25 protein-coding genes and 1 pseudogene are annotated in these 22,589 nt (G+C 40.6%); 13 read left to right on the top strand and 13 right to left on the bottom strand.

Annotation, left to right across the window (positions count from 1 at the left end):
- Positions 1-100: 100 nt before the first annotated feature.
- The 4 genes from UYC_RS0103340 to acnB all read right to left on the bottom strand — a co-directional run bounded on the left by UYC_RS0103340 (position 101) and on the right by acnB (position 3,907).
- A complete protein-coding gene (locus tag UYC_RS0103340; RefSeq protein WP_016873224.1) occupies positions 101-367 on the bottom strand; it encodes a hypothetical protein in 267 nt (88 codons plus the stop codon).
- 39 nt (positions 368-406) lie between these two features.
- Positions 407-748 carry a XisI protein gene (locus UYC_RS0103335; protein WP_016873223.1) on the bottom strand — a complete coding sequence of 114 codons (342 nt, stop codon included), beginning with the start codon at positions 746-748 and terminating at the stop codon, positions 407-409.
- Between the two features lie 77 nt (positions 749-825).
- Entirely contained in the window at positions 826-1,152 is a 327-nt protein-coding gene (locus UYC_RS0103330; RefSeq protein ID WP_016873222.1) for a XisH family protein, read from the bottom strand.
- 85 nt (positions 1,153-1,237) lie between these two features.
- Positions 1,238-3,907, bottom strand: coding sequence for a bifunctional aconitate hydratase 2/2-methylisocitrate dehydratase (acnB, locus tag UYC_RS0103325; protein ID WP_016873221.1), 2,670 nt, complete (start codon positions 3,905-3,907; stop codon positions 1,238-1,240).
- 276 nt (positions 3,908-4,183) lie between these two features.
- Here acnB and UYC_RS0103320 point away from each other — a divergent pair, with 276 nt between their 5' ends.
- The 6 genes and pseudogenes from UYC_RS0103320 to UYC_RS0103300 all read left to right on the top strand — a co-directional run bounded on the left by UYC_RS0103320 (position 4,184) and on the right by UYC_RS0103300 (position 7,295).
- Positions 4,184-4,501, top strand: coding sequence for a 2Fe-2S iron-sulfur cluster-binding protein (locus UYC_RS0103320; protein WP_016873220.1), 318 nt, complete (start codon positions 4,184-4,186; stop codon positions 4,499-4,501).
- Between the two features lie 74 nt (positions 4,502-4,575).
- Positions 4,576-4,752 (top strand): hypothetical protein, encoded by a 177-nt coding sequence (locus tag UYC_RS38750; protein ID WP_016873219.1) that lies wholly within the window; start codon positions 4,576-4,578, stop codon positions 4,750-4,752.
- 87 nt (positions 4,753-4,839) lie between these two features.
- On the top strand, positions 4,840-5,901 hold the full coding sequence (locus tag UYC_RS0103310) for a DUF3326 domain-containing protein (RefSeq protein WP_016873218.1): 1,062 nt from the start codon (positions 4,840-4,842) through the stop codon (positions 5,899-5,901).
- Between the two features lie 148 nt (positions 5,902-6,049).
- Positions 6,050-6,631 carry a CPBP family intramembrane glutamic endopeptidase gene (locus UYC_RS0103305; protein ID WP_026087344.1) on the top strand — a complete coding sequence of 194 codons (582 nt, stop codon included), beginning with the start codon at positions 6,050-6,052 and terminating at the stop codon, positions 6,629-6,631.
- A 9-nt stretch (positions 6,632-6,640) separates the two neighbouring features.
- Positions 6,641-6,934: pseudogene (locus UYC_RS36295) on the top strand (type II toxin-antitoxin system HigB family toxin).
- Between the two features lie 10 nt (positions 6,935-6,944).
- A complete protein-coding gene (locus UYC_RS0103300; protein WP_016873216.1) occupies positions 6,945-7,295 on the top strand; it encodes a helix-turn-helix domain-containing protein in 351 nt (116 codons plus the stop codon).
- A gap of 166 nt (positions 7,296-7,461) precedes the next feature.
- Here UYC_RS0103300 and purN read toward each other — a convergent pair whose 3' ends face one another.
- On the bottom strand, positions 7,462-8,136 hold the full coding sequence (gene purN, locus UYC_RS0103295; protein WP_016873215.1) for a phosphoribosylglycinamide formyltransferase: 675 nt from the start codon (positions 8,134-8,136) through the stop codon (positions 7,462-7,464).
- Here purN and UYC_RS36290 point away from each other — a divergent pair.
- Positions 8,117-8,335, top strand: a complete 219-nt coding sequence (locus UYC_RS36290; protein ID WP_200862352.1) for a hypothetical protein — start codon at positions 8,117-8,119, stop codon at positions 8,333-8,335. The two genes, purN and UYC_RS36290, sit on opposite strands and share 20 nt — an antisense overlap.
- A gap of 74 nt (positions 8,336-8,409) precedes the next feature.
- Here the strand turns inward: UYC_RS36290 and UYC_RS0103290 are convergent, their stop codons facing one another.
- Complete coding sequence (locus UYC_RS0103290) at positions 8,410-9,288, bottom strand: bile acid:sodium symporter family protein (protein ID WP_016873214.1); 879 nt, start codon at positions 9,286-9,288, stop codon at positions 8,410-8,412.
- A gap of 160 nt (positions 9,289-9,448) precedes the next feature.
- Between UYC_RS0103290 and UYC_RS0103285 the strand changes: the two genes are divergently transcribed.
- The 3 genes from UYC_RS0103285 to UYC_RS0103275 all read left to right on the top strand — a co-directional run bounded on the left by UYC_RS0103285 (position 9,449) and on the right by UYC_RS0103275 (position 11,986).
- A complete protein-coding gene (locus tag UYC_RS0103285; RefSeq protein WP_016873213.1) occupies positions 9,449-10,348 on the top strand; it encodes a carbohydrate ABC transporter permease in 900 nt (299 codons plus the stop codon).
- A 111-nt stretch (positions 10,349-10,459) separates the two neighbouring features.
- Positions 10,460-11,014: a DUF981 family protein gene (locus tag UYC_RS0103280; protein ID WP_016879248.1), complete on the top strand. Its 555-nt coding sequence runs from the start codon at positions 10,460-10,462 to the stop codon at positions 11,012-11,014.
- Between the two features lie 309 nt (positions 11,015-11,323).
- Positions 11,324-11,986 carry a pentapeptide repeat-containing protein gene (locus UYC_RS0103275; protein ID WP_016873211.1) on the top strand — a complete coding sequence of 221 codons (663 nt, stop codon included), beginning with the start codon at positions 11,324-11,326 and terminating at the stop codon, positions 11,984-11,986.
- A 112-nt stretch (positions 11,987-12,098) separates the two neighbouring features.
- Here the strand turns inward: UYC_RS0103275 and UYC_RS0103270 are convergent, their stop codons facing one another.
- The 3 genes from UYC_RS0103270 to fraC form a co-directional block, all read right to left on the bottom strand.
- Complete coding sequence (locus UYC_RS0103270; RefSeq protein ID WP_016879247.1) at positions 12,099-12,878, bottom strand: ABC transporter permease; 780 nt, start codon at positions 12,876-12,878, stop codon at positions 12,099-12,101.
- A gap of 236 nt (positions 12,879-13,114) precedes the next feature.
- The gene (fraD, locus tag UYC_RS0103265; protein WP_016873209.1) at positions 13,115-14,134 is read right to left on the bottom strand and encodes a septal junction protein FraD; all 1,020 of its coding nucleotides are present in this window, start codon (positions 14,132-14,134) and stop codon (positions 13,115-13,117) included.
- Between the two features lie 26 nt (positions 14,135-14,160).
- Positions 14,161-14,706 (bottom strand): filament integrity protein FraC, encoded by a 546-nt coding sequence (fraC, locus tag UYC_RS0103260; RefSeq protein WP_016873208.1) that lies wholly within the window; start codon positions 14,704-14,706, stop codon positions 14,161-14,163.
- Between the two features lie 208 nt (positions 14,707-14,914).
- Here fraC and UYC_RS0103255 point away from each other — a divergent pair, with 208 nt between their 5' ends.
- The 3 genes from UYC_RS0103255 (at position 14,915) to UYC_RS0103245 (ending at position 17,894) form a co-directional block, all read left to right on the top strand.
- Complete coding sequence (locus tag UYC_RS0103255; RefSeq protein WP_016873207.1) at positions 14,915-16,051, top strand: cob(I)yrinic acid a,c-diamide adenosyltransferase; 1,137 nt, start codon at positions 14,915-14,917, stop codon at positions 16,049-16,051.
- 486 nt (positions 16,052-16,537) lie between these two features.
- Complete coding sequence (locus tag UYC_RS0103250) at positions 16,538-16,984, top strand: CAAD domain-containing protein (protein ID WP_016873206.1); 447 nt, start codon at positions 16,538-16,540, stop codon at positions 16,982-16,984.
- Positions 16,985-17,483: 499 nt separating this feature from the next.
- Complete coding sequence (locus tag UYC_RS0103245; protein ID WP_016879245.1) at positions 17,484-17,894, top strand: hypothetical protein; 411 nt, start codon at positions 17,484-17,486, stop codon at positions 17,892-17,894.
- Between the two features lie 85 nt (positions 17,895-17,979).
- Here UYC_RS0103245 and UYC_RS0103240 read toward each other — a convergent pair whose 3' ends face one another.
- From UYC_RS0103240 to UYC_RS0103225, 4 genes are all read right to left on the bottom strand, one after another.
- Positions 17,980-18,639: an HAD family hydrolase gene (locus tag UYC_RS0103240; protein ID WP_016873204.1), complete on the bottom strand. Its 660-nt coding sequence runs from the start codon at positions 18,637-18,639 to the stop codon at positions 17,980-17,982.
- A gap of 808 nt (positions 18,640-19,447) precedes the next feature.
- A complete protein-coding gene (locus UYC_RS0103235; RefSeq protein ID WP_016879244.1) occupies positions 19,448-20,659 on the bottom strand; it encodes an ATP phosphoribosyltransferase regulatory subunit in 1,212 nt (403 codons plus the stop codon).
- Positions 20,659-21,615, bottom strand: a complete 957-nt coding sequence (locus UYC_RS0103230; RefSeq protein WP_016873202.1) for a J domain-containing protein — start codon at positions 21,613-21,615, stop codon at positions 20,659-20,661. Before UYC_RS0103230 ends, UYC_RS0103235 begins: the two co-directional genes overlap by 1 nt.
- Positions 21,616-21,706: 91 nt before the next feature.
- The gene (locus UYC_RS0103225) at positions 21,707-22,417 is read right to left on the bottom strand and encodes a hypothetical protein (RefSeq protein ID WP_016879243.1); all 711 of its coding nucleotides are present in this window, start codon (positions 22,415-22,417) and stop codon (positions 21,707-21,709) included.
- Positions 22,418-22,589: the final 172 nt, after the last annotated feature.

Genomic DNA, 22,589 nt, shown 5'->3' with positions numbered 1-22,589 from the left:
GAGTATATAAACGATGATCGCCTTTTCCTTCTCGATAAAATGCACATCCCCTTTCTCTAAAATTTTGATTAACTCTTTCGGTTTCAGAGAGGGGATATTTTTAGGCATAAACCTTTCTTGATTCATATATTTCCGAATTTTGTTCCTTATCATCTAACATTAAAACCTCATGTAATTCTTCTCTAGAAATTGGTGCTTTATAAATATTAGTTTCATTGTCGTAAACATCTTCAAAAGACTCAATTGCCTGTTTTAACTGGCTAATTGCATCTTCTGGAATTTTTTCTTGCCCTACAATTACATTTTCTAGACATAAAGCAACCCAGTAACCTGCGCTTTGTCTAAGAACAACTGTGTAAAAAACCATTGGTTTTCACTTATTAATGTAGTTATAAAATCTAGCTTTTTAAACTATTGCAAAATCAGTGTATTTTCTCACCTCCGGAGGCTGAAAAGCCAGCACAATATCACTAGCCGGAACACCTAACCGCATTAACTCAGTTGCTATTCCTTCCTCAGTCCAATCTTCTTCAATATAAATTTTTTCATTCTTAATGCGGATATAGACAGAAATTCCTTTAACTCTCTTTCCTTGTTTCCAACCAATATTAAACCAGAGATATTGACTTCTTTCATCATCAAACATTAGCTCTTCATCTACATCAGGAACAGGAACTTGTACAGAAATTTTTTGATACTCTGTTAAAATTTTCTTGATTATGTTTTGATAATAAATTAGTTTATCCATTTGATAATCTCCTCTTGTTGTAAATCAATAACTAATAAGGATACCTGATATTTTTCTAAAATAAATTTGATGGCGACTTATTGAAAGAAATCCTCGTAAATTTTTTGACTTATTGCTAAATATAATTGCTTTTCGGGATGGTCAATAGCAAGTAAAGCCTTGTAAATAAGATACTGACCTAATGCGTTTTCAAAATCACGCATAGGAGAAATACTCAGAAAAATTTTAATTTCAACAACAACTTGTTGTCCTTGTCTACTCGCAGCAATGGTTTTCTCACCCGCAAGATCCGCAAATAGTTTAACTTCTTCATATTTAATTGGATAAGGATCAGCTGTAATTGTCCAGCCATCTTTAATAAGAGCTTGTTTAACAGCATCATGATATATATCTTTTGCTGGCATGAACAAAAAATAAGTTAGAGAAATAGAAATAGAGAGGGCAAAAGCCCTACTCTAAAAATAATACTATTTCACTCCTGTTCACTAACTATGAACTACGCAACGTACCAGCAGGAATTCCCAAAATATCCTCAATCTTAGGCATCTCTTCCAACGGAATTACCCTACCTTCATCCTCAAAACCAGCAATTTGATCAAAGTTCAAATACCGATACAATTCACCAGCAAAAGGATGAATCTTATTCGCCACAATGTCCATATATTCTTGCACTGTGGGAACTCTTCCCAGCAAGGCGCAAACTGCTGCTAATTCGGCTGAACCAAGATAAACTCGCGCATCTTTGCCCATGCGGTTATTGAAGTTGCGGGTAGAGGTTGAAAATACTGTCGCGCCATCTTCTACTCGTGCTTGGTTCCCCATACACAAACTACATCCTGGCATTTCTGTACGCGCACCAGCAGCACCAAAAATACCATACACGCCTTCTTCTTTTAATTGGTGTTCGTCCATGCGAGTCGGCGGACAGATCCACAGGCGAGTTTTGACTGCGCCTGCACCTTCTAAAACTTTGGCAGTCGCGCGATAATGACCGATATTCGTCATGCAAGAACCGACGAATACTTCATCAACTTTGTCACCTGCAACTTCTGACAATAATTTCACGTTATCAGGATCGTTGGGAGCGGCGACAATTGGTTCTTTGATTTCGTTCAAGTCAATTTCAATGATTTCGGCATACTCCGCATCTGCATCTGCTGCCATTAATACTGGATTTGCCAACCACTCTTCCATTTTGGCAACGCGACGCATGATAGTTTTAGCATCACCGTAACCCCGCGCTACCATGTTTTTCAACAAAGCAACATTAGAACGCAGATATTCGGAAACTGTCTCGATACTTAGCTTAATTGTGCAACCTGCACAAGAACGTTCTGCCGTAGCGTCGGTAAGTTCAAATGCTTGCTCTACTTTCAAATCTGGCAAGCCTTCCATTTCCATAATCCGCCCAGCGAAGACATTTTTCTTGTTTTGCTTTTCTACCGTTAGCAAACCTTTTTGAATTGCTACGTAAGGAATGGCATTAACAATATCTCGCAAAGTTACACCGGGCTGCAATTCTCCTTTGAAGCGTACCAAAACTGATTCTGGCATATCCAAAGGCATCACTCCCAAAGCTCCAGCAAACGCCACTAACCCAGAGCCAGCAGGGAAGGAAATTCCCAAGGGGAAGCGGGTGTGAGAGTCGCCACCTGTTCCGACTGTATCTGGCAGCAACATCCGGTTTAGCCAAGAGTGGATGATACCATCTCCGGGACGTAAAGCCACACCACCACGAGAGGCGAAAAAGTCGGGTAGTTCGTGGTGAGTTTTAATATCTACTGGTTTGGGATAAGCTGCGGTATGGCAGAAACTTTGCATGACTAAGTCAGCAGAGAAACCGAGACAGGCGAGTTCTTTCAATTCATCCCGTGTCATCGGGCCAGTGGTATCCTGGGAACCAACGGTAGTCATGATCGGTTCGCAGTAAGTACCGGGGCGCACACCTGGTAAACCACAGGCTTTACCCACCATTTTCTGTGCTAGGGTGTAACCTTTGCTTGTATCGGCTGGTTGTTGAGGGCGAATGAAGACTGTGCTGGCTTCTAAATCTAGTGCTTGCCGAGTTTTATCGGTGAGAGTGCGTCCAATTAATAAGGGAATGCGCCCACCTGCACGAACTTCATCGAGGATTGTATCTGGTTTGAGGGTAAAGGTGGAAATTACTTCGCCTGCTTCGTTTGTGATTTCGCCTTTATAAGGATAGATGGTTATCACCATGCCAGTTTCCATCTTGGTGACATCGCACTGGATGGGGAAAGCACCGGCGTCTTCGGCAGTGTTGAAGAAAATCGGGGCGATCGTACCGCCTAAAACATATCCTCCTGCCCGCTTGTTGGGAACATAGGGAATATCATTGCCAATGTGCCACAACACCGAGTTAATGGCAGATTTGCGGGAGGAACCGGTACCGACTACATCACCGACATAGGCAACTGGATGCCCTTTTTGCTTTAATTCGGCAATCGTTTCCAACGCGCCTGGCATCCGTGATTCCAACATCGCTAAGGCGTGTAAAGGAATATCCGGGCGGGTGGTAGCGTGGGTTGCGGGAGATAAGTCGTCGGTGTTGGTTTCTCCAGGAACTTTAAAGACGGTGACATTAATAAATTCTGGCAGTTGCGGACGAGCAGTAAACCATTCGGCTTCTGCCCAAGAGTCAATCACCCGTTTGGCGTAGGGATTAGTTTTGGACAATTCCAAAATATCGTGGAAGGCGTCATACACGAGTAGGATTTTGCTGAGGGCGTTGGCGGCGTAAGCTGCGATCGGTTCTTTGCCTTGCCCCCCCATTACCAAAGGTGTTTCGGATGATTCGGATACAGAAGTGGTGGGAGTTTGCAGCAGTTCAATTAAAGATTGGACGTTATAGCCTCCTACCATTGTCCCCAGCAATTGTACTGCTTCGATTCGAGAAACTAGAGGACTTTTGATTTCCCCCTTAGCGATGCCAGTGAGAAATCCGGCTTTGACGTAAGCTGCTGGATCGACTCCAGGGGGTATGCGATCGCGCAATAAATGCAACAATGTCTCTTCTTCACCCGCAGGTGGATTTTTCAGTAGTTCGCACAATTCCGACGTTTGCTTGGCATCCAGAGGTAGGGGGGGAATTCCTAAGGCAGCGCGTTCAGCCACTTGTTGACGGTATGATTCCAGCATTTTACTCTTCCTTCGTTCTGGCAACAATTTTTCTTGTGGTTATCATCACTTCCCTACTCTCAGGGTGGTTTTACCTGATAATAGTTTTCAGGTGTAATTAACAGGGAAAAAGATTATTAGTTTTAGTTTTTCTGTGACAAGGATTTATAATTATCCCTGTATAGCTACTATTGCATACACAATGGCAAGAAAATATTTATTTCGTTGATTTGTATGTCTACCTATTTTTAATATAAGATATTTGATTTGTTATTTACGTCACAATTATTTTGCACTATGTCCAAAACATACACTGTTGAAATTCAACATCAAGGTAAAGTTCATACTTTACAAGTTCCTGAGGATGAAACTATATTATCAGTTGCAGAAGCGGCTGGATTAGATTTGCCAAGCTCTTGCCATGCTGGTGTTTGCACAACTTGTGCTGGTCAAATCCTGCAAGGAACTGTGGATCAAACTGATGGCATGGGCGTAAGTCCCGAACTACAAAAACAAGGATATGTACTGCTTTGCGTCGCTTATCCGCGTTCTGATTTAAAAATAGCCACAGAAAAGGAAGATGTTGTTTATCAGCTCCAATTTGGCAAAAGTTAATGGTTATTAGCGATTAGCTATTCATCTCAAACCAGTTCTCAGTCAAACTACAAAAACTATGAGGAGATATTGTAATGACAACTCATTTTATTACGGCAGAAATTGATTTACAAGAAACTTCCACAGAATTACAAAAAGTAATTGAAGTAGAACTGAAAAAACAGGGAGAACCTTTACGTTGGGCGATTACCTCTGTGGATGTAAAACAACAGAAAGCGACTGTTGAAGCTGTTGTTACTGTTGATAGCTAATGGCTAATTGCTAATGGCTAATTGTGTACTATTAGCTATTAGCTATTGACATCATCAACTAGTTGCTTTTATTTGCAGACTCAGAACGTGCGTCCATACACTGCTATTTTAACTATACCTACTGGGATTGGGGCTGCGATTGGGGGATATGCAGGAGATGCATTGCCTGTTGCAAGAGCGATCGCCCAGGTTTGCGATCGCCTGATTACTCACCCCAATGTCCTTAACGGTGCAAGCTTGTATTGGAACTTGCCCAATACTTTTTATGTAGAAGGTTATGGGCTGGATAAATTTGCTGAAGGATGCTGGGGTTTGCGTCCAGTCCATCAAAATCGTGTAGGTTTAGTTTTAGACCAAGGTATTGAGCCAGAATTGCGGCTGCGACACTTGCAGGCAGCAGATGCAGCCAGAGCTACCTTAGGAATATCTTTAACTGATTACGTGATTACAGATGCTCCATTAAACGTAGAATTACGTACTGCGGCTTCCGGTGCCAGTTGGGGAACAATAGGCAATTCAGATAGTTTACTGCGGGCGGTGGAGGTACTAATTACAAAAGCAAGGGCAGAAGCGATCGCAGTAGTTGCCCGTTTCCCCGATCATCTTGATCAAGAGGCAGAACAAAACTACCGTCACGGTAAAGGAGTCGATCCAATTGCAGGGGCAGAAGCTGTTATTAGCCATTTAGTAGTGCGGCAGTTTCGCATTCCCTGCGCTCATGCTCCCGCCTTTGAGGCTCCACCTCTCGATCCAAATTTATCTCCTCGTTCTGCCGCAGAAGAATTGGGCTATACTTTTTTGCCCTGTGTGCTTGTGGGTTTGAGTCGCGCACCTCAATTTATGGCTAGACAAACTTACCAAGTACCACAACTAGAAGATATTTGGGCTGATCGAGTAGATGCGGCGATCGTCCCAGCCACAGCTTGTGGTAGCAGCGCTTTGCTTAGTTTAAACCAGCAGCGATGTCTAATCGTGACAGTCAATGAAAATAAAACTCAGATTCAAGTTCCTTCTCAGCCATTAGGGATAAAATCAATACAGGTAAACTCATATTTGGAGGCAGTAGGTGTATTGGTTGCTCATAAAGCAGGTATAGATCCTTTTTCCCTCAGCCCTAAAATATCCTCTTTAAATTGTTTAAGTAATTAGTTATTTGTCATTGGTTAGTAGGGGCGGGTTTTGTTGAGCATCTTGCCGTTCAAACAGATAATTTATCTTCTAAACCCGCCCTTACAGTGGTTAGTAGTTCTCTCTCCTACCTCCTGCCCCTCTGCCCCTCTATATACATAAAACTCCCGTGACTCAACACCAAAATCAAGAGCCAGAAATGCCATATATGACGCGCACCCAAGTACTGGTGGCAATGGGAGTAACTGCTACTATTTTGTGGATCGTTGCCAAACTGTGGTTGTACTTTGGTAACTTTTACCTCATGTCTTGGCGTTGGGATATAAGAGCTTTATTATTGGGAATTGGTTTGGGCTTAAGCATTACTGGCTTAAGCGGCTTGGCTTATCAACACTGTCCTCCCTACCGCAAAAGTGCTAATTATTACTTAGAGATAGTACTGAAACCCCTAGCTTTACCAGATTTAATCTGGCTGGGATTATTACCGGGGTTAAGTGAAGAATTGTTATTTCGCGGTGTGATGTTACCCGCTTTTGGATTAGATCATTTGGCTGTATTTTTCTCTAGTGTTTCCTTTGGTGTCTTGCACTTGAGTGGTGCCCAACAATGGCCTTATGTGGTTTGGGCTACTTTTGTTGGATTTATACTTGGATATAGTGCCCTTTTGAGTGATAACTTGTTAGTGCCAATAGTGGCTCATGTGATTACTAATATGCTTTCTAGCTATTTATGGAAAGTTGGGCAATATTAAAAAATAAAAATGCGAATCATTGCCCGCAGCACTTTACGGCAATTTTGGGAAACACATCCCGATGCCGAATAGCCATTAGAAGCTTGGTATGATGAAGCGTCTCGTGCAGAATGGAATAGTCCGATAGATATCAAAAGTATTTATCGCAACGCCAGTATTATCGCTAATAATCGTGTCGTTTTTAATATCAAAGGTAATGATTACCGCTTAATTGTTCACATTCGTTACGATATTGGGATTATTTTTATCCGCTTTGTAGGAACGCACTCTGACTACAATAACGTAGATGCGACAACAATTTGAGGTAACGTATATGCTCAAACTCCGTCCCATCCGAACTGAAGCTGATTATCATGCTGCGCTTGATGAAATTGAAAGATTATTTGATGCAGAACCTAATACACCCGATTGCGATCGCTTAGAAATTTTAACAACACTGGTGGAAGCATACGAACAACGGCATTATCCTATCGTTGCACCAGAGCCGATTGAGGCTATTTTATATTATCTTGAATCCCGTGGTTTATCTGCTGATGATTTGGAACCTATTATTGGCAGTCTGGGAGAGGTTACAGACATTTTAAATCGCCAGCAAGCACTAACACTAGAAATGATTCGACGTTTACATTCCTCATTGGGAATTCCGGCTGAGGTGTTAATTTAACCATACTCTCTCATGAAAAATTCAGCTTAATTACAGTGTGGACTTGCAGGAATCACACTGCAATACTTTGATCATGGCTGCTCTCCAGTCGCAAATAGTGCGAAAAAAGAGTCACAGTTATATATCAAACGGATAAAGTGATTTTTTACCCAAATATTGCGTATTTTTACGAGGTTGTGTTTAGAGCCTGTAGTTTTTGGGCTGTCAGAGCGATCGCCTGCGGTAAAATCTGATGTTCCTGCAGTTGAATTCTGGCGTGGAGTTTTTCTGGTGTATCATCAGGCATGATGGGAACTGCTGCTTGGATTAAAATCGGGCCGCTGTCCATTTCTAGAGAAACCAAATGCACCGTACAGCCAGTGATTTTTACACCAGCAGCTAAGGCTTGTTCTACGGCACGCACACCTTTAAAACTGGGCAACAAGCTGGGATGAATATTGATAATTCTATGAGGAAAAGCATCAATTAATACTTGCGTTACCAGTCGCATCCAACCAGCCATAACCACAAATTCCACATTATACTGCCGCAAAGTTTGCACAATTTGCCGATCTAAATCTTCGCGACTGTTATAGTCGCGGTGGTTGAGAAGTACAGATGGTACATTCCAATTAGCCGCCCGCACAGCAGCATAAGCCTGTGGCTGATTGTAAATCAAAACTTGGATTTGGGCATTAAGTTGCCCGTTTTGGATGGCATTGGCAATAGCCTCAAAATTACTACCACTTCCTGAAGCCAAAACACCCAATTTTAAAGGAGTACCTTGGGAAAATTGCTGGCTGGGAAGATGAGGAGAAATTAGGCAAGGAGTAGAAGTATCTATGATTGAAGAATTACTCATAAAAAGGCAGAGGGCAGAGGGCAGAGAGAAGTTGGAGCGGAGGCTTCCTCCGATGGTGCGAGCGGGGATAGCTGTGGTTGCTGTGCAACCACAGCGTCGGCTCTGCCGACAGCAGAAAAATCTCCGATTTTTCTGCCCCCGCCGCACCTGCATGGCAATCCAAACTTCGGAGGGGCAGGAGGCAGAGGGCAGAAGCTGAAAAGCTTGTCCTATCTAATTTATGGGCGTAAGCATTTTACGTTTAATTGTGTCTACCTACTTAAATTATGTAAATTATGCCTTTGATAAAGTTGAACGGCGATTTGCCCACCAAGCGAACCCCGCCCCAGTAACAAACATTAGCAGGCTATAAATTGCAGCGGGAATAGCCATTGTTGGGCTATTGAGTAGCGTTGGTGCTGAAGCAATAGCGATCGCCAAAGTGCCATTTTGAATTCCCACTTCCACTGTGATTGCCGTAGCCTGTTGTTGACTCAATCGGGTTAAAGTTGCGATCGCAAATCCTAGAGCCATTGATACCACATTCAAAGCCAGAGTTACCCAACCTACATCTATCACAAAGGAGACAAAGTTATTGCGCTCTTTGAGGAGCACTCCGGCAATGACTACCGCTAGGAAAAATAAAGACAGCCATTTCACAGACTTGTCTGCTTGTTTAGCAAAGCCAGGGATGTAACGCTTGATGAGCATTCCAAGTGATACTGGCACAATTGTAATCACTGCGATTTGTAAAACAGTACTCAAAAACGGTAGTTGCAAGGTTGTGCTTTCCCTCAGAAAACTCTGCATTGACAGATTTACAACCAAGGGAATTGTGAAGACAGTAATTAAGCTGCTAACGGCTGTTAGTGTAATCGACAGGGCAACATCTCCCCCAGCTAAAAACGTAATCATGTTGGAAGTAGAACCACCAGGACAAGCTGCTAGAATCATCAAACCAACAGCCAAGTCTGGGCTGAGGGAAAATATTGACGCAATTACAAAACCCACTATCGGCAACATTACCAACTGTGCTAGTAAACCAATAATTACCGCCTTAGGATAGACTAACACCTGCTTGAAGTCATTCAAAGTCAAGGTCAGTCCCATACCCAGCATAATGATAAATAAAGCCAAGGGCAGAAAAACAGCCGTCAAAAAATTTGATTCCATGCTTAAACTACCTGTGCAAAACAGTACAGCACAAACCCCTATGAATTTTACCGTGTTGTGTACTTCACGGATTTCATAAGTTGTGTGTGGTAGCGATCGCCTGACAAAATTAACTAATAACCTTAAATAATTCTAGGTATTTCAAGCTGTCACAATTGTTATGAAATCATCACGCTTTTCCGGTAGTCGGCTGCTAGACAACGATACAGTTGCAGCTTGGTTTTTTCTGACTCCAGCACTAATTTTTCTGGGTTTATTTGTCTTGTGGCCAATTGCCTATTTGTTTTACCTGAGCTTTACTGCTGGAAGTTTTACTTCTGCTGGTACCCACTGGGTAGGCTTAAAAAACTACTTGCGCTTGCTCTTCACCTCAGACTTTTGGCAAGTAATTTTTAATACAGCTTACTTTACTATTGCCACCGTTCTTCCTAGTTTGGTTATTCCTTTGGCACTGGCAGTGTTATTAAATCAGACTTTGGCACTGCGAGGATTGCTCCGATCTGCCTACTTTCTGCCATCAATTATCTCTTTAGTTGCAGCAGGTTTGGGATTTCGCTGGCTGTTTCAAAATAATGGCCCTGTGAACGGGCTTTTGGATGCTATTGGTATCGAGCCAATTCCTTGGTTAGGTAGCACCATTTGGGCAATGCCAGTGCTAATTCTCTTGAGTATTTGGAAACAACTGGGCTTTAACTTGGTAGTATTTTTGGCAGGGTTGCAAACAATTCCCTCAAGTCGCTATGAAGCCGCAGAACTCGATGGAGCAAACGCTTGGCAGCAGTTTTGGCATATTACCTTACCCGGATTGCAACCTACGATTGTATTCGCGTTTGTTACCACCATGATTTTCACATTACGGAGTTTTGAGCAAGTTTATGTAATTACTGGTGGTGGCCCTTTAAATTCTACTAATTTACTGGTTTACTACATTTATCAAGAAGCATTTGGTCAATTTGATTTTGGTTATGCAGCGGCGGCAGCAACAGTATTGTTAGCTGTGACGCTGGTGTTAGTTTATTTGCAGCTACAAACTTGGGGAGAAGAGAGTAAGAAATTATAAAAATGCTCCTAAATGTAGATTTTCAAACAATCAGTATATGTATTCAAATGTGAGTGAAATACTCTCAATGGGTAAATAATCGAAATCGTGTTTATCAATTACATCACCTTAATGTTGATTAATCTCGTAGCTGGGCTATTTCTCCTTGCTGGCTACGTATATTTTGGTATGGATGGTGCCAATAAAAAACTTTGGATTCCTGGGTTTGGCATGACGGGAGCGATCGCACTCGTTACGGGCTTACACATGACTTTTACTTGGCCAGTTACTGGTGTTTTTAATATTGCTTATGGTGAAACAAGTGTCTTATTTGGGATTTTATTTCTCACCGCTTCTTTAGCTTTAGCCTTTGGTTGGGATTTACTAACAGTGGCAATTTACGGCTTTTTTGCTGGACTTGCTGCTATTGTCATTGGTGCGCGAATACTTAACCTGGGATTAACGCGACAACCACTCCTATCAGGAATCGGATTTATCTTAACGGGATTGGGTGGAGTTTGTGCTGCGCCAACACTCTATTTCAAAACAAATCGTGCTTGGCGGTTATTGGGTGCGATCGTACTAGTAGCTGCTGCTCTGATTTTTGCGTTTACTGGCTATATGGCATATTGGGGACACCTTGGCAATTATTCTGATTGGAAACCATTGCCAATGCGATCGCCTTAAGTATTTATTACTAATTAATCAATATTTAATTAGTATACAAATCAAAAATAAAATTTCCGTAGCTGAGAATACTAATAAAATTAAATGTTTTCAGTTATTAATTTTTTCTGATGATTATCAGCAGCTTTTGACATGAAATACTCGATTAGTGACGTATTTTGAATGGATTCACAATTTAAGTCCGAATTTTTTCCAAATATTCTCAATTAGTGCCCCTGTTTTTTGATCCGGGAGGTGTACTCTCAAAATACAGAGGGTATCGGGTTGAAATTTAAGAAACTTTACAAAGTACAGATACAGGTAAATAAAATGAAAAATCATACTGAGAAGCAAAAAAGTCTTAGTCCTTTAAGTCAAATCACAAATAAAAATTCTGGAGGTAGAGACTTCAGTGGATGTAATTTAAGTGGTATTGACCTTAGAGAAGTTGATTTGAGTGGAATAAACTTTATTGGAGCAGATTTACGTGGTGCAAATCTCAGTGGGGCTATTTTGACTGGTGCAAATTTACGAGAAGCAAATTTATCTCAAGCGAATTTAAGAGCAGCAAATTTACGAGAAGCAAATTTATCTCAAGCGAATTTGAGTGAAGCCGATTTAAGACAGGCAGATTTGTGTGGCGCTTTTTTATGGCAGGCAAAATTAAGCGGCAGCAAACTTTGGGGTGCTTCTTTGTGTGGTGTTGATTTAAGAGAAGCAGATTTGAGTTCAGCTATGTTAATTGAAGCATCACTGATTGAAGCTAACTTAACAAGAGCAAATTTTACAGACGCAGAGCTATGTGGAGCAATGTTAATAGAAGCAAATTTCAATCAAGCTAATTTAACAGGTGCGGATCTAAGATGGGCAAATTTAATAGCAGCAAACTTAAGTGAAGCAAATATTGAAAACGCTAATCTCAAGAATGCAAAATTGTATGAAACTATTATGCCTGATGGCACAATTCACCAACATCACATAGCATTTATTTAGAGAACTTAGACTCAAAAATTCTATTTGAGCAATGTTTGTAGGGTGGGCACTACCTAATTTTTCTCAAATCCTTATTTTTACGTTGTGGCAGTGCCCACCTTACGCTTAATAATCAAAACTCTCGTTGCGAAAAGATAAATATAGCGATCGCCAGCAACATCAAACTGTAAACGAACCCGTAAACAGTATGTCCAACCAGAACCATTGAGTTAGGTAATGCCTCTAATCCATAAATAGCATCATTTTTTAGATCTAATCGAGATAAATCTGGCAAGATCAGATACAAAGCTTGAGTAAGACGTTGAATACCTGGATTTTGCCCCAAACGAGCAAATTGTAATAAATCTTGAGTAATATTCCCCGTTAAATAAACAAAAAAGGTTAAAGCCGTCGCTAATAGAGAACTAGTAAACACGCCCAAGGTAATTGCGACAGCAGCGATTAAAGACAACTGTAAAAATTGGAAAAATGCAGCAATCAAAAGACTATTTGTGGAATAATCTATTTTGTCAAATTGTAAAAATCCCAGGTAAATAGCAGTCATTGCAGCCGTGAGAACAGCAAGTACTGTCACTAACCCTAAATATTTACCAATAATAAATTCGCTGCGGGCGATCGGTTTAGCCATCAACACCAAAATTGTACGCTTCTCGATTTCTTTATTAATTAGTCCTGTACCAACAAAAACAGCCACCACTAAACCAAGGACATTTGCCGTTGCCAAACCAAAATCTAGAAAAATTTTATTCTCCGTACTGGCGGCAATTTCGGGAAGCAGACCAATAGCAGCAGCAAGTATGAGAATGTAAAAGCCGATAATAAATAGAATGCGATCGCGTATTACTTCCTTGAACACATTCATTGCTATTACAGAAATTCTGCCGAAATTCATTGCTATTTAGCCATTAGTCAATAGTGATGAATCATTTGTAATGAGTCATTTGTCATTAGTCAATAGTCATTTGATAGTGGTTAGTAGTTAGTGGTTGTGGTTGGTTGTTCTCATGGTGCCCCTGGTGCTCCTGAAGCTCCCTTGCTTGTCCCCCAACACCAGTCTGCCCAAGTCGGGAAACCCGCCCACGCGGCTGGCTCCTCTCCCCCTCCCCTTGTCTTTTCCACTCTCCCTCATCATTGTGGCTCTGGTGGTTGCCCCACAAAAAGCTTGCTTACTGGATCGCAATTAAATTCCGCTATGACTGATTTGCCATCTGTTTTGCCACGAACAATGGTGTTGTTAGACTTGGCGATTGGTTCAATGCGACAAGTTTTGATCCGATAATATCCACTTCCGCTTGAAGAAGGGCCACTCCAAATACTGAGTAAATCTAATTTATATCCAGATTTAAGATTATATATACGAGGTTCAACTCGCCATAAAGACCTTTCTTCATACTCACGTAAGTTAGCTTCTATAACTTGCCTGCCTAAATTGCCAACTCTTTGTCTTGCTTCTAGTAACCATTGCTCCACTTCCGACCAAGGTCTTTCAGCAATTTGCTGTACAAGTCTTGGCTCAAGTTTATCTAAAATTATAGCCCCATTTTGCGAAGTTTCACTTGAGGGTACTAATTTGACAACAAAGGTGCGCTGAAAATTATCTTTCTTTAAACTAGGATATTCTTGATACCATTTATTGACTACAAATGTAAATTGCAAGCAGCAACTAAGTACCATACTACTAGCAATTAAAATAATTATTTTTTGACGGTCTTCTAGCTTTGGAATCTGAGGATTTACATCAGTTCCTGTTCCTTCAAAAAATTCTGGAATAGCAGTGATTAACGCGGAAATTGTTGGCCAAAAAACAATTGTATTTGTTGTAATTACATCTTCTTGTTGTCTAAAGGCAAAAGCACTAACTAAGAATCCCGTGATTAATGCACCAACAGGCATATTAGTACCAGGGATGAGTAAAGGATTATCAGTTGTATACCAAGCAGTACCCGCGATTAAAAATAACCAACCACAAAAAGCAATTATATCCCTGACTAAACCACTAGATAGCGATGACATCAACAAAGAGAAAATACTTAAATAAATTAAGGTTTGCCAGGAATAAGCTTTTGGAGGAATTAAAATCTTTCTAATTCTTTCGTAAACATCCCCAAACACATTAAATATGCCGAATGCATCTTTAATTACTTGCATACTTTAACCTCTACACTATTAATTTTCTATACTTGTCTTGGAATTAAAAATAAAATAATAGAAATTGCGCTATAACTTAGCGCGTTAGCTATTAAAACAGCAGTGACTAAATTCGTATTTTGTATTTTTAGTTTATTGTCCTGTCGAGAATTACGTCGCTTATTAATATTAACAGGCTCACTTTCACTCTTTTTGAGTTCAGTAAGTGATAATAATAAAACTCTCAACAATACAACTTTTATGAAAAACGTACTAAAGAAAATTATAAAAGCAGTTAAAATAATTATCATCTGAATATTAGATGATATAAAACGATGAAAGAAAATATAACTAATTAATTCTGATTTTAATTGCACTGCTAGAAATGGTTCTAAAAAGAAAAAGACAATCCAACCAATAGCGTTAGAAAATAAATTAATAGCAATAGCATAGTAACTGGACGTTCTTTTATCAAATTTTAGCCGTTTATTTAAAATATATGCCTCTATCGGAATTGCTATCAATATAAATAAAAAATTAAATAAAATAGCACCTAAGGGAATAACTTCGGGAATCATAGGATAATCAAACATAACTAAGTAACTTTCCAGATCTGACTGAAGAAAGTATAGCCGCAAGATAGTCAATTGATGAGGGCAATCATTCTAAGTATCGGGGATTGGGTACTAGAATTTCTTAATTCCCAATCCCTAGTACCGAGTTCCTAGCCCCTAGCCCCTAGCTGATTCGACAAAACCTTGGGTAAGATTAAAGACTGCTACTCTTAGAGCTTTTAGTGAGATGACAAGGAACGGCATCGGGATTCGTACAGCGCAAGTGCGTCAACAACGGGTTACAGGACAAATTCACGTTTACGATGGTGCAGGCAAAGGTAAATCCCAAGCTGCTTTAGGAGTCGTTTTGCGCTCTATTGGCTTGGGGATAAATACACCGAGCTATTCCAACCGTGTGTTGCTACTGCGGTTTTTAAAAGGGCCAGAACGAGATTATGATGAAGATGGAGCTATTACAGCTTTGCAGCGAGGATTTCCTCATTTAATCGACCAAGTTCGCACCGGTAGAGCAGAATTTTTTGGCCCAGATGAAATTACGCCTTTTGACAAAGATGAGGCGGCACGGGGTTGGGATGTAGCAAAAGGTGCGATCGCCTCTGGTTTGTATTCAGTTGTTGTCTTAGATGAAATCAACCCTGTTCTAGATTTGGGTTTGCTGCCAGTAGATGAGGTAGTGCGAACACTTAAATCTAAACCCCACGACTTAGAAATTATTGCTACCGGGCGTGGTACGCCGCAAAAGTTACTCGATATTGCGGATTTGCACTCGGAAATGAAACCCCATCACCACGCGATCGCCAAAGCCCAGGGAATAGAAGGTATCGAAATTTATACTGGTGCAGGCAAAGGAAAATCTACTAGTGCCTTGGGGAAAGCTTTGCAAGCTATTGGTAGGGGAATTAATCATCCAGGCTCCACCCGTGTATTAATTATGCAGTGGCTTAAAGGTGGTACTGGCTACACAGAAGATGCAGCTCTGGCAGCTTTGCAGCAGTCTTATCCAGATGTGGTGGATCATCAACGCTGTGGTAGGGATGCTATTGTTTGGCGCAACTCCCGACAAGAATTAGACTACGTAGAAGCTGAACGAGGTTGGGAAATCGCTAAAACAGCGATCGCTTCCGGAATTTACAAAACAATTATCCTCGATGAACTTAACCCCACTGTTGACTTGGAACTACTCCCTGTAGAACCAATTGTTCAAGCCCTACTCCGCAAACCCCCTCACACTGAAATTATCATTACCGGTCGCTGCCAAAATCAACCTGCATACTTCGATTTGGCTAGCATTCACTCTGAGGTATACTGCCATAAGCACTATGCAAATCAAGGTGTAGAACTGAAGCGTGGAGTAGATTTTTAAATTAATCAATCGTCATTTGACTATTGATACAGGACAAATAATTATGGACAACAGTAATCTTTTGGATTTGATAACGGGGGGAGTTGCAATTGTAATTATTATCAGTGGTTTACTGATGATGTTTACTACAGCATTCACTACCAAGCGTAAATAACCTCAAGAAAATTCTTACAACATTTAGAAGAAAAATAAATATTTTCTAGCCGAGTCTACGCAAATGTTGTGTAAGCTCGGCTTAGTTTATACTTTAAAAGTCATTTTTTGATATTAATTTAATTGTAATTTTATATACTTTAAATCTTGACGCTTTTTACTTAGTTTACGGGATTTACTATGAATCAATATTACTTACGATAGAGATAAACATTATGCCAAAAGTTTGATGAAAATAAGGCATACAAATGTCGAAATATCAATATTAAGTGATACAAATAAAATTGTTTCATGATAATTTAGCTTTTATTACAAAAAATAGGAGATATTTTTATGGAAGCTGAAAAAATACAATACGGTGATATTTCCTCACCAAGTGATATAGCTGCATCACCAAGTGATGTAGCTGCAATTGAAGGTGCAGATAATCAAAATTTACCCAAGTTACCGCCAGCGCGATCGCCTGAAAATCAATGGCAACAAATTAGTAGAATAATCGCAGACTTTTTTGAGAATTTTCCCGAATATCTAGACAGATTTTTTAATACATACAAGCAAACTCTGTTCACTTTAGCTTGGATTTTGGCGGCACTTGTTTCAGTCAAAGTTATTTTGGCAATGCTGGATGCAGTGAACGATATTCCGCTTGCACAGCCACTATTTGAGTTGATTGGCATTGGTTACGCAGCTTGGTTTACTTTTCGTTATCTAGTTAAAACTTCAACCAGACAAGAACTAGCTGCGGAAATTGATCTAATTAAAAAACAGTTTTTAGGGTAGTAAGAAGTCTAAATAGCAACTCTTATTTCACCCTAATAACTGTAATTACTCGCAGTTTTACAAAAAGCTCTTCTATACCTCTACAAATTTATCTCTCTGTAGAGGTATTCCCAAATTATCTGTTGTATGCAACTAAATAATGCTTTAAAAGGAAGCTCCTGTATTTACACATCTTTATTTAGTTGAGTGTTCCAGGTCAGGTATAATGAACCATTTATGCCTGACCAATTTTTTAATAGATTAATTAATATAAATAAAATAAATAAGTATTTTTTTATAAAAAATAAATTCTAATACTTAATGACAAGAGCTACATAAAATAAAAAAACAACTACACCATAATATTTTTGACTCAAGAGTATATCCAAAGATAGATTAAATAAGTCAACTTAGTAATTAAAACACTCCTTAAGACAGTGGATTTCATATTACTAAAAAACCTAATCTAGTTCTCGAATTGACATTGATTTGAGCAGATTTTTTAGGAGAACAATAAATTATGACTAATGAAAATTATAACAAAGCAGTAGATAGCTCCGAGCGTGCTAAGGTAGATGAATACGATAGACATATAATTCCTGCTGAAACCGCTGCCCGTAAAGAAAGAGAAGGGGAACTTTATAAAACACTACCTACAGAGCAAAGAGAAGCAGGTGCGTCTACTGACGATCAAACTCATCCCGGCGACAGCATCCGTACTACGGACGGTTATACAGTAGATAAAGAAGGTTTGTTAAATAACTACGCTGTTGAACCAGAAATGTACTACGAAGTACCAGGTGATGCGCGCCAAGAAGCCCAAGCAGACACTGCACATCGGGTTGAGGAATTAGCAGAGGTAAACGAAGACAAAGAAGGCGAACTCACAATGGAGAGCGACGAACGTGGAAGAGGCCCTGGTGCTGTATAGTTCTATTTCTGGGGTGAAAAGTTTATCAGGAATGTGATAAGGGTACTAAAGCGATGATTGGGAAGAAACCCTAATCATCGCCTTTTTAGCTTATGGGTGAATGATCGTACTGCGCCAACAACTCAGCTGGATCGTCATAGATGGCAATTGCCTTTGCAAGTTGGTTATCGTCAAAACCACCGCAACGAAAAGCTATTACATCTACTCCAACCGCATTTGCCGACTCGATATCGTATGGAGTATCGCCAAGCATGATAACGCGATCGGGCTGCAACTGAGACTTATTCAGAGCTGCTTTGACAATATCGGGATCTGGCTTAGAAGAGTCTGCATCGCTTGATGTTGTGGTTTCCTCAAGCAAATCATCTATTTCAGCAATTTTAAGTAAGACAGAAAGTTCTTCACTTTTCGCTGAACTGGCTACAACTAGCCTTAAACCTTCATCCTGCATCTTTAACAATAGCTCTCGTGCTCCATTGGCAGGAGTAATAGTTGATGCATATTTGTTGAGAAAAAGTTCTTTGCGGTAGTCGGCAAGTTTTTTTCCCTCACCTTCCTCACTAGAAAGCCCTGGCACCAACTTAGGAATTATTTTGTCGCCTCCCATGCCAATCATAGGGCGAACTTGTTCAAACTCGATCTGATGACCAAATTTTTTAAAAGCTTCAACCCAGGCTTCGGCATGAGCATCATTGCTTAAAACAAGCGTCCCATCTATATCTAAAATTACACCTTGTAATGTCATTTTGATATTTCCCGTTGAGTAACCCTAAATGCAACAGCATTAGTCTTACGTTACACACAAGCTAATGGGATGACTTCTGCCTGAATCATGACTTCAAAACCTTTCCTGCTGTACTAGTCACGAGCAAAAATATTGTTCAGCGAATTGGTTGTGGGAGAATACCCCACAAATAGTAACCCTTTGTGTGGGGGAGGATGTCAATAAATCGATGATCAGAAGACTCAAGAGGATGAGTTCTGGTCTTCTCTGGAAATATATAGTGTTTTGTGATGCCTATTTTACGCACACCTGAAATTAAAAAATTGATTATAAACATTGTTTATAAATCTGACATTACTCTTCTCCTTATCTACCACTGCCACGATCATCTTCGTCGATGTTCACAAGTTGTACCTTAGCAATCACATTTTTAGTAATCACAAGATGCTCCCTAAATGATCTGTTTAATTCCATCTACAAAACAACACAGAGAAAACAGGAGTAGTTTGCTAGAATCTGGCAATTTGGCAGGAGATATCACCTGAAAATAGGGGCTAGGGGCTAGGGGCTGGGGGCTGGGGGCTAGGGGCTAGGGGCTGGGGGCTAGGGGCTAGGGGCTAGGGGCTAGAGGCTAGAGAAAGCAAATTTTCGTACTTGCTCGTGAACTGTAGTTCATAGGAGTCTGCTGCAATAAAATACCCCGGCTGGCAACCGGGGCGAGGAGGTTTTCGTAATTCACTATAGAAGGGCATTTATGCGACTAACTTAAACTCTTGTGAGGATGAAAAGTTGCCAAAATGCCACATTGTCTCCTACAGGTACGCAGAATCTATATTATTGATTCGATCGTGGTTGAACAATCAGATTTTACCCAAGCAATTTGAGCAATGCTGCGATCGCGTGCATACTGTCGAATCGTGTCTGCATCCTTTGCTCCCAAATCCATCTCTACTCTTACCAGATGAGCAGAATCGCGTAGTTTTTGAGCGTAAGCAAAGGCAGCAGCGTATGCACTCTTGCTTTCTGCGACAACTAACCAGTTGGTTGCTGGGATAGTTTGTGGTAATTGCACTGAATCGGAGATCGCTTGGTATAAATCTTCAATAAAAAAAACAAAACCAATTCCGGGTATGTTTTGACCTTGAGGATGATATAGTTCCAAAAGTTGATCGTAGCGACCACCCCTTCCTAATACTCGCGCTCCAGTTTCGGTTTCGCTGACTATTTCAAAAGATATGCCAGTGTAGTAGTCAAAGGTTTGGATCAGGCTCAGATCGAGAATGAGCGGAAAATTTCCCCGATTTTCAAGTAACTCTAGCAAAGATTTCAGGTTATTGACCCTTTCTTGCTGCAATGGATCTAAATCTAGACTGCTGACTTTTTGCAGAACATTACTACTCTTGCCACGTAGATCTAAGATAATGCGGGCGCGTTCCCGCAATTCTTCACTCAAGGGTAAATTATCTATACTTACCCGATCGAGATGGGCGATCGCATGGCGGATTTGATTGCGTAAATGAGTGGGAAACACTTCTAGGAGCGATCGGATAATTCCTGCTTCGCCTAAAATTATGTGCCAACGGTTGAGAGAGAGTGCTTGCAAACAGTCTGCAATTAACAGCAACACTTCCGCATCAGCGAGTAAGCCGCTACCACCCAACAACTCTACTCCAGCTTGATAAAATTCCTGCGGTTGATTGTGTCGATAATCTTGCGGACGCTGGAAAACATTGGCATTGTAGTATAGACGTTGTGGCAGAGTAGCACCTGCCATGCGGGTAACAGCAGTACGCGCGATTGACGCTGTTAATTCCGGACGTAGCCCTAGTTCTTCGTCTTCAGAATTTTGTAATTGAATTACTGCCTGTCTTTGAATTGCACCTCCTGCCATCAATGTATCCATGCGCTCTAGCGTTGAGGTAATAATTCTGTGATATCCCCAACGGTGAAATATCTGCTGCAGTCTTTCTTCAATCCAGCGTTTTTGAGCCACATCTAGGGGTAATAAATCCCTGGCTCCCGCTGGTGGTTGATATACCATTACTTTTTCTTCCCACCAAACAAACCACCAAATAAACCGCCGCCCTCAGATTTATCCGATCGCTTAACTCCAGTAGATGGCGTTGCCACAGGCTTTGCGCTACCGGGTTTTTGTCCCAAAATCTTTTCAATTTTACGTTTTCCCTCCAACGCTGTTTCGTCAGAAGGATCTAATTGCAGGGCGCGATCAAGATGAACTTTTGCCATCGTGGTTTGATTTTGCTTTAAATACAGCATTCCGATCAAGCTATGGCAACGACTATTATTTGGCTCTAACTTCAAAGCATCTCGTAATTCTACCTCAGCTTGTGCCAATTGATTTTTTGCAATTAATTCTTGGGAGCGGCGAATATATTGAACCGCAATCGATTCTTCCTTGGGCTGGGCGGGAGGAGGTGCTGGGGCAGCTTGATTTACTGTTGGTGTAGGAGTAGTGTGATTTTTTACTGGTGCTGTTGGTGGTGGGGCAGCAGCTGGTTTACTCACATTCCGTACTAAATAAACTAAATTTAACTCGCTAATTAAACCAATAACTTGCAATAGATTCTCTAACGAGTCGTATTGAGTTTCGGCAATTTTAGCGATCGCACTTTTATATGTGTGTTCCAAATGAGGCGTACCTGCTAAATTTTTTGCTACATCTGAAGTCAGTTCTATTGATGTAGATTCTTGCAGTAGCCGCTTGCCCATTTGCGACATCACTATCATATACTCTGTACGTTTTTTTTCTTGAGAGAGCTTTTCGTAGGCTGGATTCACTAACTTCGACAACAAATTGCTAGCTAGTTGCTTTTCAGCATTGTTAGTTGCAGCACAGCTATCGGGATGCAGGCAACGGGCAATTTTTAAATATCGTTTGCGGATTTCTTTCACATCCGCATCCACTGGAACGCATAAAATTGCGTGGTAATCTATGAAATCATATTTAAACAGTCCACGGTCTATTTTTAAAGACATAGAGCGATTTTATACCTAAGCAGACGTGATTTCACTTTAGTTTATCTTCTGTGTTAAGTTTACCCGCAATAGTCTAAAATAATACATTACATTATTTGTCAATCATAGCGCTCAATTCTTGCACAGATATTCCTACACAAGCTGCTAATTCTTCTAATGCCAATCGTTTGCGCGTATTTGTATCTAACATAGATGTTGCAGCCGCTACATAATCAGGATTAGCAAGATGATTGTTCTCGCGAGAAGTTGTTCTGGAACTAATGCTGGCAATGCGAGAACCTCTAGTAAATTTTTGCATTCGATAAGCTGCAACCAGAGCAGCTTGACGGGCTTGGATATAGGCAACATAGTATTGCACGATCGCTAATCTTTTTTGCTGTCTGGCTTGTTTCCAACGAGCTTGTAAGACAGGAAGTTGCCCAAAAGTACTGATAAATTTAATCGGATCAATTGTGATGGTGAAAGAAAAACTGTTTTCGCGCTCTGATGAGTCATCTGGTGATGTTGAAATCGTAGCCACAGACGGAGAAAATTCGAGAGCAACCACATCTGTAAAGGCATTTAATCCCATTGCAGCTTTGGTTTCTAGCACTTCAGCTGAGTTACGTTCAGCAATAGCCACTAATTGCTCAATAATTTTAAGATCCTGCTGTGTAATCTCAGTTTGCAGGAGTTCAGGTTCATTACTAGAACCGGGCTGCTCTGCGGATGCGATCGCAGCAAATGTAGTACTGACTAATGTAACGGCAAGGAGAATCCTGAAACTTTTTGCAAGAACTTTTGAGAGCCATAGCGCGATCATCTGGTTGATTTTTTCTGAAGCACTACACTGATTTCATAATTTGCTTCTCTATTTAGAATACCGTTAAATGATAAGAATTCTCATAAAGGGATTTGTTATGAGTGATTGCTTAGTAGCTAAGAGTTGATTTGTATTATTTTTGTGGGGTTTCACTCTGTTTCAACTAACCTAC

It is taken from the genome of Chlorogloeopsis fritschii PCC 6912, from assembly GCF_000317285.1.
GTDB classification, from domain to species: domain Bacteria; phylum Cyanobacteriota; class Cyanobacteriia; order Cyanobacteriales; family Nostocaceae; genus Chlorogloeopsis; species Chlorogloeopsis fritschii.
The sequence above is the reverse complement of the archived record's forward strand: the minus strand, read 5'-3'. Positions and strand labels throughout refer to the sequence as shown.